Here is a 15822-nt window from a genome sequence, read left to right as displayed (position 1 = left end):
TAATAAGCCAATAAATAAAACTAAATCATACTGCAGGCTTTAGCCAGCCTTTCTATATTGCTGCAGTCCAGCATGGTGCTGTAGCGGATGAAGTTAACAAGGCTGGGTATTTTGGACCATTCCTTTTCGGAGAGAGGGTTCAGCCATATTATCCTTTTTACCTTTCCATCAAGGAGTTTGAGACTGTCGGAGGCATTTGCCGCATCAAGAGTCTTGGCATCGCTTAAAATTATGACAATGGTGGAGGAATTTAGACGGACAAATCTGGAATTTAAAATATAATCAAGGGCATTGTAAATATTTGTGCCCTTTCTCCAGGCTTTGCTCTCCTTGATTTTCCTTTCAAAGCTGTTTGGGTTTTCAGCAGCAGTTATGTTTATGTGTTCAGCAAATTCGGAGAAAATATAAGTGTCTGCAATGGAGGAATTCATATGCATTCCCAATATAAACTGCATGGCAAAGCCCGAGAACCTGTACATTGATGCCGATACATCGCATAAAACAAGAAGCTTGTTCTTTTTCCTGGACTTGGCTTTGTATTTTATATTAAAAAGCACACCGCCGGTACTTAAGCTGTCTCTTATGGTTCTTCTAAGGTCGGGTTTGGATTTTCTCTTCACCATAAGCTCACGCCTTCTTATATTTCTTCTGAGCTTCTCTGCTATTTGCTTAATAAGCATTATAACTTTAGGTATTTCTTCCTCTTTTATATCACCTATATTTTTATATAGGAGGCTGTCTTTATTTTGTATGTCTTCAATAACTTCTCCTGCAATAAGGCCTGCATCAGACAGGGCGTTCTCATAAGACTTCCAATCTTTATAATCATCGGAGCTTAAATTCTGTCTCAGGTTGTTAAGCTTACCCTTCACCATATTCTCCATTAGAAGCCGAGGACCTGCCAGGCCTTCCATTCCTGAGAAGGACTTCTCGATAAAGGCTTTTATACTGTGTTTTTCTTCCATGGGAAGGTTATAATACACCTCTTTGAGTTCATCAGGCAAATTGATGGGAGCTCCGTTAAATTTAAGCTCGGCTGCCTCCTGTGTGATTTGGGCTCTTATTTCCTCTATTTTGGCAGACTTGCTCTCTAAGTATTGCAGCCTTTCATCCAAAGGGATAAAGAACTTATCAAAGGCTTCGGAAAATATATTCCTCTCCTCCTCCCCCTTGGCCATGCAGGACGACAGTGCTGTCTTCACGCTTTTCTTATCCAAAATATCAATATATCTAAGGCTTGTTATTGAATCAATGACCTCGGATGTACTCAGCCTCACACCCGCTATCCTTAAGACATCCGCAAACTCAATTATGTTTTTCGTCAAAGAATCCATCAAATCCGCCATCCTTCCGGAATTCAAAAATATCTTCGCTGTTTTTAAGTATAAATCCCAATGTCTTATCGGCTCCATCCGCATCCAAACAGTTCTTGCCCAAGGCCATTAATGCGGACACCCAATCCAGAGTCTCTGCTATAGAAGGCTTTTTTAAAATTTTATTGTTTCCCCTTAAAAAGGCAACTGCCGCTGCAGCTTCCTTTGAAAGCTTGGCAGTCACTCCCGGTATTTTTGCATTTATAATAGCTGCTTCTTTTTCAACATCGGGATAATCAATATAAAGATAGGCGCACCTTCTTTTTAATGCATCGGATAAAGGGCGGTTATTGTTGCTGGTCAATATTACTATAGGCTTATTTTTTGCCTTAATTGTTCCAAGCTCGGGTATTGATACTTGAAAATCCGATAAAATTTCCAAAAGAAAGGCTTCAAATTCTTCATCTGTTTTATCTATTTCATCAATTAAAAGAACGCATTTTTCCGGACTGTTGATAGCTTTTATAAGAGGCCTCTCTAAAAGAAACTCCCTTGAAAATAATTGCTCAACCTCTTTTTTGCCGGAATTATTCGAAGCATTATTCTCGTTATTGATGTTTAGCTGTATGCTCAAAAGCTGTTTTTGATAATTCCATTCATATAAAGCCTTGGATTCATCCAAGCCTTCATAGCACTGAAGCCTTATCAGTTCGCTTTTAAAAACCGATGCTAAAACCTTTGCCACCTCAGTTTTTCCTACGCCGGCAGCTCCTTCTATCAAAAGGGGTTTTTCAAGCTTCAATGCAACATATACCGTAACCAAAAATTCCTCGTCGAATATATAATTTTCCGACTCAAGGGCTTTACGTAATGTGATTATATCCATATAATTCTCTCCTTTGATGTTAGATGCAGTTAAAGGTACGCCTCTAACCTATAAATTCGTATTGACAATGAAAGATTCTGTATGTAATAATAATTTTATAAATATATAATTTTTACAATAACTTAATTTTTTTTATGATTATTTCAACTTTAAATAATCTAACGTGAAATCAACGTAATATTCATCTCTAATATCTTAATAAATGTATTTTATGCTATATAGGGTATCATAATCAACCCCTCAATTTTGTTTATGGTATAAAAATTTAAATATAATTTCACAAATTTTCTACACTCACTACAGTACATTTCAATAACTCTATCAATAAGCTTTATCCTACCCTATTTTTTATCATACAAAAAGCATATTTAGCAATATTCATAGCTCACAACATTTAAAATAATTTAATACTTAAGCCAATTTTAATTATATATAAAACGTGCGCGCGTTTTTATAAATCCGAATCAATAATTTAATTGATTCAGCTTTTTATGCCATAACATTCGTCAGCTATTGATTATGGCATAAGAAACATGTCTATCTGAATTATATTATATTAATCATGACTCAATTTGATTTGGGTCACGAGCATGGAAAAATTAGGAGGGAAAAAATGGCTAAGCTAAGTAATAAGGACATCAATGCCTATTCATTTTACTCATTTTCATCCAACTTCGGTAATACAATGCCTTTAAGCTACTTGAATATGTTTTTGACGGAAAATTTAGGCTATGGTCCCGCTGTGATGGGAAGTATTTTATTGGTTGCCCGTATCCTCGACTTCAGCGTCGGATTAGTCTCAGGAAGTATATTCCAAAAGACCAATTTAAAATGGGGTAAATACCGCTCCTGGCTTATTATTTTACGCTGGGTAGTTTTCAGCGGTATAACCATACAGTTTTTAAACACGTCGGCTCTTCCCATGGGGGCCAGAGTTGTTATAACCTTCATAGGTTATGGTATGCTTCATTTCTCTATGAATTTCATACAGACAGCTCAATTCGGCGTATTGTCCTCCATGGCCGGCAGCGATATGGAAGACAGAAGCAGACTTTCCATAAGAAGCAGCCAGTGGACCGCTGCTTCTATGATACTGACTTCGGCTGTCACTTTGCCTTTCATAACCTTCCTGGCAAAATTTATTGGCGACTCAAACGCTTTCTCTGCCACTGCAATATTATTCGCACTTTTTATGGCTATCGGCAACATGGTTATATCAAAAGCATCGGAGAAATATGACCTGCCTGCACCCAAGGATGCCGTGTCAAATACTAAATCCATAAAGATAAACGATTTGGTAAAATCTATAGTTACAAACGACCAGCTTTTAGTATATATCATAGCAAGTTCAATATATTTCATAGCCATTATGACAGTAAGCGGAATAGCCGCCTACTACTTCATATATGTTTTAGGCGACAGGCTTTTAATGTCAGTGCAGTTGACTGTAACTACAGCATTTGGTCTTGTGGCCAGCCTGATAGGACCTAAGATCGGTAAAATGCTTGGCAAAAAGAACGCTATGGTTTATGGATTGTTTATACAGGCGGCCTGCGGCGTTGGCGTTGCTATATTTGCAAAGAACTCTCTAATTGTATATATAGTATTTAATTGCGTGATGTCAGTTGCCAGGTACTTCTTCACAGGTTTTGGACCTAACTATGTTCTTGATACAGGAGAATATGGATATTACAGATCAGGAAAAGATTACCGTGCCACAGCAACAGGATTGTACACCATACCAATGAAGCTTGGTATGGCATTCGGCGGAGCCATATCTGCTTACGGCCTTGCACTCATAGGCTATAAAGCCGGCATGACTGCTACTCCTGAATTCATCAACAACTTCATGTGGATTCTAGGCGGTATACCGGCGGCATTATATGCACTGTCAGGACTCATAATGCTCATCGGCTACAAGATAACTGATGCAGATGCAGCCAAATACGCTGCTGCCAATGCAGAAAAAGCCAAAGCTGCCGCGGCTAATGCTTAATATTTTAAAAGTTAAAAGCTCCCATTTCAGGGAGCTTTTTTATACCACTTTTGTCGTCCAGTTTTCCACATTCCAGATATCCGTAACCCAGTCCTGATAAAACTCAGGCTCATGGCTTACCAAAAGAATTGTGCCCTTGAACTCCTTAAAGGCTTTTTTCAGTTCTTCCTTTGCATCGACATCCAGATGATTTGTAGGTTCATCCAATACCAGCCAGTTTACGTCCTTAAGCATAAGTTTACATAACCTTACCTTTGCGTTTTCTCCGCCGCTTAATACCGCCATCTGGGTTGTAATATGCTCGTTTGTAAGTCCGCATTTTGCAAGGGACTGCCGGACTTCGTAATTGGTAAGTCCGGGATATTCATTCCATATCTCATCCATTGCCGTATTGTAATTATCCCTGTGAGATTCCTGCTCAAAATACCCAGGGTACAAATAATCATCAAGTTTTACGCTGCCGGAAACAGGCTTTATTATTCCTAAAAGAGTCTTTAAAAGAGTGGATTTCCCCAGCCCGTTGACTCCTCTTATGGCTACCTTTTGACCTCTTTCCAAAGCTATGGTCATAGGCTTTGTAAGGGGCTCATCGTATCCTATCACAAGATTCTCAGCCTGGAATATAAACCTTCCCGGAACCCTTGCTTCTCTGAACTTAAATGATGGCCTTATTTTTTCCTTAGTTTTCTCAAGCTTCTCCATTTTATCCAGCTGCTTTTGCCTGCTCTTTGCCATGCCTGTGGTAGCAACTCTTGCCTTATTGCGGGCAATAAAATCCTCCAGACGGTCAATTTCTTTCTGCTGTTTTTCATAGGCTTGCATATGCTGCTGCTTCTTTAGCTCATACTGCTGCATAAATTGGTCATAATTGCCTGTATATCTTGTCAATTCCCCATTTTCAACATGGTATATGACGTTTATTACATCATTTAAAAAAACCATATCATGTGATACAAGTATAAAAGCATTCTCGTAATTTTTAAGGTATTGCTTAAGCCATACTATATGGTTATCATCAAGGTAATTGGTAGGCTCGTCAAGTATGAGAATCATAGGGCTCTCCAAAAGAAGCTTTGTCAATAAAACCTTTGTTCTCTGGCCGCCGCTTAAATCAGCAACATCTCTGTCCAAGCCTATTTCCCCCAGGCCTAAACCGTTTGCAACTTCTTCTATTTTGGCATCTATGATATAAAAGCCGTTATTTTCCAATGTGCTTTGTATCTGCCCTACATCCTCCATCATGACAGACAGCTCTTCTTCTGATGCTTCAGCCATTTTTTCATATAGGGTTAGCATTTCTTTTTCAAGGTCAAACATGTGCTGAAAAGCACCTCTTAATACATCTCTTATGGACACTCCTCGTGATAAAATAGTGTGCTGATCCAGATATCCCGTTGTAATCCTGTTGCACCATTCCACCTTGCCTTCATCAGGCATTAATTTTCCTGTTATTATATTTAAAAAGGTTGACTTTCCTTCTCCGTTTGCTCCTACAAGGCCGACGTGCTCACCCTTTAAAAGGCGAAAGGAAACATCTTCAAGTATCCTTCTTGCACCAAAACCATGGCTTACATTTTCTACATTCAATATGCTCATTGTCAACTCACCATCTATTCTTAATACTTTTTTATATAACCTTTAAAGGCTTTCACAATTAAAAAGACCCTTTTCGGGCCCTGACCTCACATATTATTTTATACTGCAATAAAAATTTTTACAAGGTTATAGTTTTACGTCAATCGGCTGTAAAATATGGATATTTTTTATCAATGAGCAAATGATAGACATAGAACGCGGAAAATAAAAATTACAGGAGGGCATATATGAATAATGACACTGCCGTAAAAGAAATAAGGCTTCCTGAAACACCTGAATCCTACTGGACATCTTCTACGCCAAAAACCCCTTATCCGGCACTGCAGGAAGATTTAAATGTTGATGTTGCTGTTGTGGGAGGCGGCATGGCGGGGATTACATCAGCTTTTCTGCTGAAAAAGGAAGGTTTAAAAGTCGCAATAATTGAAGCCGGCCGCATACTTCAAGGCACAACAGGCCATACAACGGCAAAAATAACTTCCCAGCACGGACTTATATATCATAAAATAAAGAAACAGCTGGGTAAAGAAATGGCCAGGCAATATGCACAGGCAAACGAGGATGCCCTTAATTTTATTGCCGGCATCATAAAAGAAAAAAATATCGATTGCAATTTTGAAAGGCAGTCAGCCTACTGTTATACTCAATCCGACCAATATGTGGAGCAGATTTCCGATGAGGTAAAAACAGCCTCGGAACTTGGAATCAATGCATCGTATGCGGAAGAAATTCCTTTGCCCATTGATATCAAGTGTGCAGTACGCTTTGATAACCAGGCAAGGTTTCATCCCTTAAAATACCTGTTGCCTATTTCCCGGGATATAACAGACTCCGGCAGTTATATTTTTGAAAATACCCGGGCTGTGGATATCAAAGAGGGAGATACTGTCACTGTCGTTACTGAAAATGGTAGAAAAGTTAATGCAAAATATCTTATCATTGCCTCTCACTATCCCTTTGTAAATATGGAGGGTTTATATTTCTCCAGACTGTTTCCCGAAAGGTCTTATGCCTTAGGGATTAAAATTAAAGAAAAATTTCCCGGGGGCATGTATATTACAGCTGAAGAGCCCACCCGTTCCTTACGCCATCAGAATCTCGATGATAATGAGCTTATAATTGTTTCGGGAGAGCACCACAAGACAGGCCAGGGCGGCAATACGGCAGGCCATTATGAAGCATTAAGAAGCTTCGCGGTGCAGACATTTGAAGTTTTGGATATACCTTACCGCTGGTCCACACAGGACTATTCCACTCCTGACGGCATACCTTATGCCGGCCATTTCACTTCCAAAACTCCTAACATATATGTAGCCACAGGATTCGGCAAATGGGGCATGACCAACAGTACGGCTTCCGCGATTATTATTAAAGACCTTATTACAAAGGGCAGCAGCCCCTGGGAAGATGTATATAACCCATCCAGGTTTACACCTATAGCTTCGGCGCCGGTATTCATAAAGGAAAATATTAATGTGGCTGAAGAGCTTATCTCCGGCAAGCTGCAACCTGTACCTGACAGCGTTGACATTAAAAACGGAGAGGCTGGAATTATAGAAGTTGACGGCAAGAGGACAGGAGCATACCGGGATGATAAAGGCCAGCTTCATCTTGTTGATACTACATGCACGCATATGGGCTGTGAGCTTCAGTGGAATGATGGGGAAAAGTCCTGGGATTGCCCCTGCCATGGTTCAAGGTTTACCTACGAAGGCCATATAATTGAAGGGCCTGCATTAAAACCTCTGAAATCCCCGGAAAGCCAGTCATAAATGATAAATAAGGCTGCTCAAAATCGAGCAGCCTTATTTATCATTTCCACATCATCAGTTTTTATAAAGCTGAACCGGTAATATTGCTAAAATTCTGCCGAGCCTGTAGTCCTAGGGAAGGGGATTACATCTCTTATGTTTGACATTCCCGTCAAATACATTATTACCCGCTCAAAACCGAGACCAAAGCCTGAATGCCTGGTACCGCCGTATTTTCTAAGTTCTAAATACCACCAGTAATCTTCTTCATTCAAGCCCATTTCAGCCATTCTGCCCGTCAATACCTGAAGCCTTTCTTCCCTCTGGCTTCCGCCTATTATTTCGCCTACTCCCGGCACTAAAAGGTCCATAGCCGCCACTGTCCTGTTATCGTCATTGAGCCTCATATAAAAAGCCTTTATATCTTTTGGATAGTCAGTGACAAATACGGGTTTTTTAAATACCTTTTCGGTTATATATCTTTCATGCTCTGTTTGAAGGTCAATTCCCCACTCTACCGGATATTCGAAGTTCTCCTTTGACTTTTTTAATATATCAATAGCTTCCGTGTAGGTAACCCTACCGAAGTCTGAATTAACGACGTTATCCAGCCTTTCACTCAAGCCGTTGTCTATAAATTTATTAAAAAACTCCATCTCCTCAGGAGCATTTTCCCTTACATAGTTGATAATGAATTTAACCATGTCTTCGGCTATTTCCATATTATCTTCAAGGTCAGCAAAAGCAAGTTCCGGCTCTATCATCCAGAATTCTGCGGCATGCCTTGCCGTATATGATTTTTCTGCTCTGAAGGTAGGTCCGAAGGTGTAAACATTCCTGAACGCCAGGGCATAAGTTTCGGCGGATAGCTGACCGCTTACCGTAAGGTTGGTTTCTTTTCCGAAGAAGTCTTCAGCATAATCAATCTTTCCATCATGGTCCTTTGGCACATCATTTAAATCCAAAGTGGTAATCTTAAACATCTGTCCCGCGCCCTCACAGTCACTGCCGGTTATAATAGGTGTATGAACATATACAAATCCTCTTTCATTAAAGAATTTATGTATGGCATAGGCGGCAATGGACCTTACCCTGAAAACCGCAGAAAAGGTATTGCTTCTCGGCCTTAAATGGGCAATGGTTCTTAAGAATTCAAAGGAATGCTTTTTCTTCTGCAAAGGAAATGCCGGGTCTGACAGACCCTCGATAGCAATTTTAGCTGCTTTTATTTCAAAGGGCTGCTTTGCATTGGGCGTTTCTTCTAAAATACCTTCTACTATTATGGAAGAGCTGACAGAAAGCTTTGAAATTTCCTTGAAATTATCAAGAGCATCTCCAAAAACAATCTGGACATTTTTAAAGAAACTGCCGTCATTTAGCTCAATGAAGCCAAAGGTTTTAGAGTCCCTGATGGTCCTCACCCATCCTGATATTGTAACCGTCTGATTTATGTAGTTTTGCGTTTCCCTGTAGAGACTTTTAATCAGAGTTGCTTCCATATTAAAACCTCCTGTTTAATGTAAGGGGGCACACCTTCTCTGGTTATTGTCAAGGTACACACCTTCTCCGGTTATTGTCAGGGTACACACCTTCTCTTTTTGAGCAATGAATCTGAGACAGTCGAAGGTATGTTCCCAACCTATGAATACGAGGCAGTCGAAGGTATGTTCCCAACTTATGAATACGGGGCAGTCGAAGGTATGTTCCCATCGTAAATTATTCCCAATTCTAAAGTTTCACAATACAAAAACCTTTCATCCTAAAAAACAGGGACGAAAGGCTGAACTTCTGTCAAAAAAATTATAATATTACAAAATTAACATGTCAACAGTTTAGGCCATTTGTTAATCATTAAGCTTACAGGATATACCCCATAAGCTTAATGATTTATCACGGAACATTAATTAGTTCCCGTCAAAATATCAAAGCCGCTTAAAGCTGTCAGATATTTCATCACATTTGACTTGATGGATTGGAATGATTTTTTATCACCAATCCACAGAGGCACTGTATGATAATGCTTTTTATTGGCTTCTAAAATCCATATTTTATATTTATCATCCACTATTACATCAAAGCCTATATCTCCGTAGTTTTCATCCTCCCTGTCAATTAACTTACATGCTTTTGTGCACAGTTCAATAATTTCCTTTCTTATTTTATTGACCCTCTCTTTGCCGAGCTTTAAATTTTTTATCAGCAAATCCTCAAATGCCATTTCATCTCCCCAGTTTGAGCATATATTTCCTGCGCCGCTAATTAAAGCAATTATGCAGGTGCATCCCCACTTCTTGGTTTCATCCTTTTGCATTATCACCCTGAAGCTTGTATTTCTGTCCCTGACTTTCAGGGGAATTACTGCCTGCTGGACAATATAGCCTTTACTTTTTATTATCCTATTTATGAAGCTTTCAGCTTTATCCTTTGATTTTGGTGCTTCGGGTTTTATAAATTGCTTCAGATGAAATATATAACTTCCATCCAGTTTTGAAACGCTGGCTATTCCTCTTGCCAATGTGCCTTTTGCAGGTTTTAGATAAATGGAATTAAAGCTTTGAAGCATTATATCAACATCATTAAAATCCGAATAATATCTTGTTTGAGGTATATGCCCCTTTAATTCCAAAGCGTCAGACATCATATTATAAAACTGCCATTTGTCAAAATAATAGGAATTAAACATCCTGTTATCCGTTACTTCTTTAAGCTTAAGCCTTATATCCTCCGGAGGATTGACGCGTTCATATACAGCCTCCGGAAAAGGGAATATGCCTTTATGCCAGGTTAATTTTCCATTTCCTACTCCCATCTTTAAGGCATATCCTTCTATGACTCCCTTGTCAAAATCCATTCCTTCCACACTGAATGCCATAATTAAGCCGCCGGTTATTGGGTATAAATTTCCATATTGATTTAAAAGCTCCAGCTTTCCCTTAGTAAGGCCTCCTTTATATTTTGCCATTAATAGCCCCAACACAGGTCCGAAGCGTATTCCTTCCTTATTAATCCTCACCTGGTATTTTATATTCAAAGGAAGATGCAGAGCTTTTAATACATCCCTGGAAATTTTGAATTCATCTTTGTTGAGATTTTTATCTTTTATTATATCTGCTGATATCCTTTTGTTTCCTGCATATAAATTTATCCTTCCATTCACTTCTCCTTTTACTGTTTCAATTTCTTGAGATACATATATCTTGCTGCCCTGTTCATCACAAATCAGCAATTTATATAGCATCATTTCCACCTCCTCCGCTGTCTAAATCAAAACCGGATAGCCAGGCAGCATAGTATAAGGGGGTATAGCGGATATCAAGATAAGTCTCGTAGTCCATATCCTTAAACCCTTTAAAGCTTGGAAATACATTTACTTCTATAATCCAGAACCTTTTATCCTCATCTATGGCAATATCAATACCGAACTCGGCAAAATGATGCCTTGTTTCATCCATATATATGCAAAGTTTATAGCATAAATCATTTAAACTTTGCTTCAATTCCTCATAATTACTTTCAGGAAAAGCCTTTATAAAGGCTTCATCAAGATGCATCGCATATCCTCCCCGGGATATGTTTGTTATAAGGCTGTCTTTACCTGCAACCCTGCATTCAATGCCCGAACATTTCCACTTGGCGGAACTGTCTTTTTGCATTACTACCCTTATATCAAACAATCCGCCGTCTACCTTTGCCAAAGATAAAAGCTCCTGCATTATATATCTTTCAAAAAACATGGAATTGTATCTGAAGAAGCCCCTTAAAAGCCTTTCATCCAGTATCAGCTTTACAGGGTCCTTTGAACGGTAGTCAAAAATATTGTATACATCATTTTCTTTCCTTATAATACATATTCCCCTGCCCCGGGACAGGGAAACAGGCTTTAAAATAACCTTGCCGTATTTATTGATAAATTTCTTTACAGTCTCATAGTCCTTTGTAGATTCCGTCGCAGGAAGTTTTTTACTAAGCTCCTCATGTTTTTTCAGATAATTATAAAGATTGTATTTCGTAAAGCGCCAGGAATTAAATAGTTTTCCCCCTGTCGCAGTTATAAGCCTTTCTATATCATGGGGATGGGAATGAAAATCCCTCCTGTATATAGATGAAGGAATGGGAAATCGTCCATACTGCCAGTCTCTTTTGTTGTAATTATAATAAAGCCCATAGGCTACAAGCTCTTCCCAGTCAATGCTCTCGGGGGAAAAAGCGCAAATAAATCCGCCTATCTTATTGTATATCCCAAAGCGATCAGTGTATTTTACCATATGCTCCGGACTGTACATATAGTTTTTGTTTCCTAAAAGCAAGCCTATGGATGGCCCCAGTATGATGTTATATTTATCATATTTCATGCGGTATACCGATGTGTTTTTTATATTTAGCAGCCGGGCAAGCCGTGAAGTCAGTTTTATTAAAAGGGGTTCTTCAAACTCCACTCCCCCCCGCATAGTTAAATCAATGGCGCCGTACACCTTTGCGGCCACATCTATTAATCCAAAACTTACAGTAACATCATCATTAAGCTTTTCAGCCAATGGTATAGGCAGTGATATTTCCCTGTTATTGCCTGAGATAATCTCTATATTAACCCACATAATCTCTGCCCCCTTTGCCCCCCCCTGCTTTGTTTATCTTAGGTGCTAACAGATTATTATAAAATTTTTGAGCGCTCTTTTTCTTATTTATGATATAAAAGAGACTTTCATCAAAACCTCCGAAATGTAAAAAATATGCCTTGCCCTGTGCATCCAAAATTAAGTCTACAAAGCATATACCCATTTCGGGCATAAATCTTCCAATATAATCTGATATTTTAAGGGCGGCATAATCCAAATCCGAGGTATATATTTCAGCTTCCCCGGCGCCTTCAGGATAAATATTGCTGCCTATGATGGTCCATCTTCCCTTGTTGCCCCGCTGCATGTGAATCCTCACGCTTACAGGCATATTATCATATTCCATCATCTCAGGTATCTCCATGAAAACCCACCGTTTTTGCTCCATTACAGCATCAATATAATCACAAATATAGCTGTTTTTGAAACACCTGCTGCCCTTTTCGTACTCGATATCCTTCCTTTGTCCTCCATATATAACCTTTGACATGCTTGAGCCTTTTTCAGGTATTACTACATAGCTTTTATCGTCTGCAGGTATATAATCTCTTTTATCCCTGTCATATATATTAAAGGGTAGAATATATTTAGCAGTAGAACCTGATGAAAGAAGAATCTGTTTTATCATTGGCTGATTAAATCTGTTGACATTGTTTATAATACTAATATCCTGCATTCTGGTTAAAAATCTCATTTTTGCAATACTGTTTTTCTTGTGCTGCAGGGAAAAATTGAATATTACAGGAGGAAGAGCTGTACTGGTATTCTTCAAACCACTCTTTTGAAGGATATATCCGTAAACTTTTCTGTCGATTAAATCTATATCATCAATTGTGAAAACCACAATTGAATTATCATTATTTTGGATAAAGCTTTTAAATAACCTTTGAAGCCTGGATGAATAAGTTTCGGCCTTGGTATCGCTGCATAAAATGCCAATCATCAAAATCCCTCCTCAATACAGGCTATGAATATTGAGCATAACGGCGACCATAAAAAACAAAAAATTTGAGGGAATTACATATAACTCCCTTAATTTACATAAAATAAATTCTTTTTTAGCAGGAATAATTTAAACTATATTAAATTTATTAACCCAAAAAAACTAATAGTATATTATAATTAAGTTATGATATACTTTACTGATAATCAATTTACTATTGATAGTATGGAGATGATTAATTTGAAACTGTGTTCAATATGCAATAAGAACGTTGCAACTATATATACAGCAAAAATCGAAAACGGCAAATCGGAAATGGTAGGAATATGTATGGAGTGCGCAAAGAAGATGGGACTTCCTGTTATAAACCAGCTCATGCAGCAGGCAGGAATATCCCCCGATGAATTCCAGAATCTTACCGAACAGATGAATACCATGTTTCAGGATATGGGTACCGAAGATACCAATGCCGTGAACCCTTTTATGAATATTTTAAAGGATCAGCTCCCATTGGATAAAGAAGGCACAGAACCCAAGGAACAGTCCCCTGACATCCCTCCCCCTATTAATATGAAGGATATGCCCAAAGTAAAACAAAAAAGTGAAACGGGCAGAATTAAAAAGAAATTCTTGGACACTTATGGAATCAACCTGACAGATAAAGCTATAAATCATGAAGTGGACAGGGTTATCGGAAGACATAGGGAAATAGACAGGGTCATACAAATATTAAACAGGCGTACAAAGAACAATCCCATTCTTATAGGCGAGCCAGGGGTAGGTAAAACCGCCATTGCCGAAGGTCTTGCTGTAAGAATTGCCGAAAAGGAAGTTCCGGTAAAGCTCTTTGATGCTGAAGTATATCTTTTGGATTTAACCTCCATCGTGGCCGGAACCCAATTCAGGGGCCAGTTTGAAGGCCGTATGAAATCCATAATAGACGAAGCCAAACAATTCGGCAATATAATACTTGTTATTGATGAGGTTCATAATATAATAGGCGCCGGTGAAGCCCAGGGCGGCGCCATGAATGCCGCCAACATTTTAAAACCGGCACTGGCCCGGGGAGAAATACAGGTTATAGGCGCCACCACTCTTGATGAATACAGAAAAAACATTGAAAAGGATTCTGCATTGGAGAGAAGGTTCCAGCCGGTATTAGTTGAGGAGCCTACGGTAGAGGAAACAATCGAAATATTAAAGGGAATTAAAAAATATTACGAGGATTATCATCACGTTGAAATAACCGATGAAATTATAGAAGCAGCAGCAATATTATCCGAGAGATACATAACGGACAGGTATCTTCCGGATAAAGCCATTGATGTAATAGATGAAGCCAGCTCCAGGGCAAACCTTAAAAATTTAGGTTTGGTTGAACTAAAAGCCTTGCAGCAGGAATTAAAAGATATGCAGGATAAAATGCAGGAGGCAGCCAGCAGCACCGATTATGAAAAGGCTGCAAGATACAAGATGGAGGAGTCAAAGCTTCAGAACAAAATCAAGGAGATTGAACAGATTTGCAAGGAAGTAAAGCTTACTTTAGAAGATATAGCCTTTGTCATAGAATCATGGACAAAAATTCCTGTTCAAAGCATAACGGAAGAAGAGACTCAAAAGCTTTTAGGTTTAGAAGACAGGCTCCATAACCGGGTTATAGGACAGCACGACGCCATAACGGCATTATCAAGAGCCATAAGGCGTAACCGCCTAGGCTTTCGGAAGAAGAAAAAACCATCCTCCTTCATATTTGTAGGGCCGACGGGAGTAGGAAAAACAGAGCTTGTAAAAGCCTTGGCCTGCGAGCTCTTCGGAAGCGAGGAAGCCCTTATAAGAATAGATATGTCCGAATATATGGAAAAGCATACGGTATCAAAGCTAATCGGTGCTCCTCCGGGATATATAGGCTATGATGAAGGGGGACAGCTTACAGAAAAGGTAAGAAGAAGGCCTTATTCGGTAATCCTTCTTGATGAAATAGAAAAGGCCCATCCCGATGTATTCAACATGCTTTTGCAGATACTTGAAGACGGAAGGCTGACAGACAGTCAGGGAAGGACAGTTCACTTTGACAATACGGTAATTGTAATGACTTCCAATGCCGGCACTAATTTCAAACAAGCGGGCATAGGGTTTGCAAAGGATGACTACAATGTGCTGGAAAGCAGGGTTAAAGATGCCCTTAAAGAATATTTCAGGCCTGAATTTTTAAACAGGGTGGATGATGTTATAGTATTTAAATCCTTAACCCGTGAAGAACTCCTTGAAATCACAGACCTTATGTTAAAAGAAGTCATGGAAGAGGTAAAGGAAAAGAAAATAACCCTTACCGTTTCCGATGAAGTAAAAGATTTCATCCTAAAGCACGGCTACGATGAAAAATACGGTGCCCGTCCCCTAAGAAGAACCATACAAAAATATATAGAAGATGAAATAACCGAGCAGTATCTTTTAAAGAAATTTACCGACGGTTCAAGCATCACAATAAAGCTCATAGATGATAAAATAGTTATCCAATAAAGTTAGTGCCTCCAGCGTTTAAAACGCCGGAGGCACTCTTTTTCCTCAAAGGGGCTGTAAGGGCTGTTGCGCTTTAAACACTGCATTGCCATGTTCGAGTTCTGCAAGTTCTAAGGCTCCCTGCCTTGAAAATACAAGAATTTTTAACTTCTTACGCTCAAACAATCTAAAATTCTAAATATTTTCTGCGGTAGTGTCACC

10 protein-coding genes are annotated in these 15822 nt (G+C 39.0%); 3 read left to right on the top strand and 7 right to left on the bottom strand.

The window, feature by feature from the left end:
* Positions 1-20: 20 nt before the first annotated feature.
* Both OXPF_RS13185 and OXPF_RS13180 read right to left on the bottom strand, forming a co-directional pair.
* On the bottom strand, positions 21-1334 hold the full coding sequence (locus OXPF_RS13185; RefSeq protein WP_054875693.1) for a VWA domain-containing protein: 1314 nt from the start codon (positions 1332-1334) through the stop codon (positions 21-23).
* Positions 1306-2199 (bottom strand): AAA family ATPase, encoded by an 894-nt coding sequence (locus OXPF_RS13180; RefSeq protein ID WP_054875692.1) that lies wholly within the window; start codon positions 2197-2199, stop codon positions 1306-1308. The genes OXPF_RS13185 and OXPF_RS13180 overlap by 29 nt, the downstream gene beginning before the upstream one ends.
* A gap of 613 nt (positions 2200-2812) precedes the next feature.
* On the opposite strand from OXPF_RS13180, the gene OXPF_RS13175 reads away from it, so the two are divergent.
* Positions 2813-4195: an MFS transporter gene (locus OXPF_RS13175; RefSeq protein WP_054875691.1), complete on the top strand. Its 1383-nt coding sequence runs from the start codon at positions 2813-2815 to the stop codon at positions 4193-4195.
* A 39-nt stretch (positions 4196-4234) separates the two neighbouring features.
* Here OXPF_RS13175 and OXPF_RS13170 read toward each other — a convergent pair whose 3' ends face one another.
* Positions 4235-5791: an ABC-F family ATP-binding cassette domain-containing protein gene (locus OXPF_RS13170; protein WP_054875690.1), complete on the bottom strand. Its 1557-nt coding sequence runs from the start codon at positions 5789-5791 to the stop codon at positions 4235-4237.
* Between the two features lie 227 nt (positions 5792-6018).
* On the opposite strand from OXPF_RS13170, the gene OXPF_RS13165 reads away from it, so the two are divergent.
* Positions 6019-7563 carry an FAD-dependent oxidoreductase gene (locus OXPF_RS13165; RefSeq protein WP_054875689.1) on the top strand — a complete coding sequence of 515 codons (1545 nt, stop codon included), beginning with the start codon at positions 6019-6021 and terminating at the stop codon, positions 7561-7563.
* A gap of 86 nt (positions 7564-7649) precedes the next feature.
* On the opposite strand, the gene asnS is transcribed toward OXPF_RS13165, so the two are convergent.
* The 4 genes from asnS to OXPF_RS13145 all read right to left on the bottom strand — a co-directional run bounded on the left by asnS (position 7650) and on the right by OXPF_RS13145 (position 13101).
* Positions 7650-9041 (bottom strand): asparagine--tRNA ligase, encoded by a 1392-nt coding sequence (asnS, locus tag OXPF_RS13160; protein WP_054875688.1) that lies wholly within the window; start codon positions 9039-9041, stop codon positions 7650-7652.
* A gap of 401 nt (positions 9042-9442) precedes the next feature.
* Positions 9443-10783 (bottom strand): YheC/YheD family protein, encoded by a 1341-nt coding sequence (locus tag OXPF_RS13155; RefSeq protein WP_083479944.1) that lies wholly within the window; start codon positions 10781-10783, stop codon positions 9443-9445.
* Positions 10770-12137 (bottom strand): YheC/YheD family endospore coat-associated protein, encoded by a 1368-nt coding sequence (locus OXPF_RS13150; protein WP_054875686.1) that lies wholly within the window; start codon positions 12135-12137, stop codon positions 10770-10772. Before OXPF_RS13150 ends, OXPF_RS13155 begins: the two co-directional genes overlap by 14 nt.
* On the bottom strand, positions 12127-13101 hold the full coding sequence (locus OXPF_RS13145; RefSeq protein WP_054875685.1) for an ATP-grasp domain-containing protein: 975 nt from the start codon (positions 13099-13101) through the stop codon (positions 12127-12129). The genes OXPF_RS13150 and OXPF_RS13145 overlap by 11 nt, the downstream gene beginning before the upstream one ends.
* Before the next feature lie 240 nt (positions 13102-13341).
* Between OXPF_RS13145 and OXPF_RS13140 the strand changes: the two genes are divergently transcribed.
* Positions 13342-15621 (top strand): ATP-dependent Clp protease ATP-binding subunit, encoded by a 2280-nt coding sequence (locus tag OXPF_RS13140; RefSeq protein WP_083479942.1) that lies wholly within the window; start codon positions 13342-13344, stop codon positions 15619-15621.
* Positions 15622-15822 lie beyond the last annotated feature (201 nt).

The sequence above is a fragment of the Oxobacter pfennigii genome (genome assembly GCF_001317355.1).
Classification (GTDB): domain Bacteria; phylum Bacillota; class Clostridia; order Clostridiales; family Oxobacteraceae; genus Oxobacter; species Oxobacter pfennigii.
Note: the sequence above shows the minus strand (reverse complement) of the source record. Positions and strands in the feature narration are given on the sequence as shown.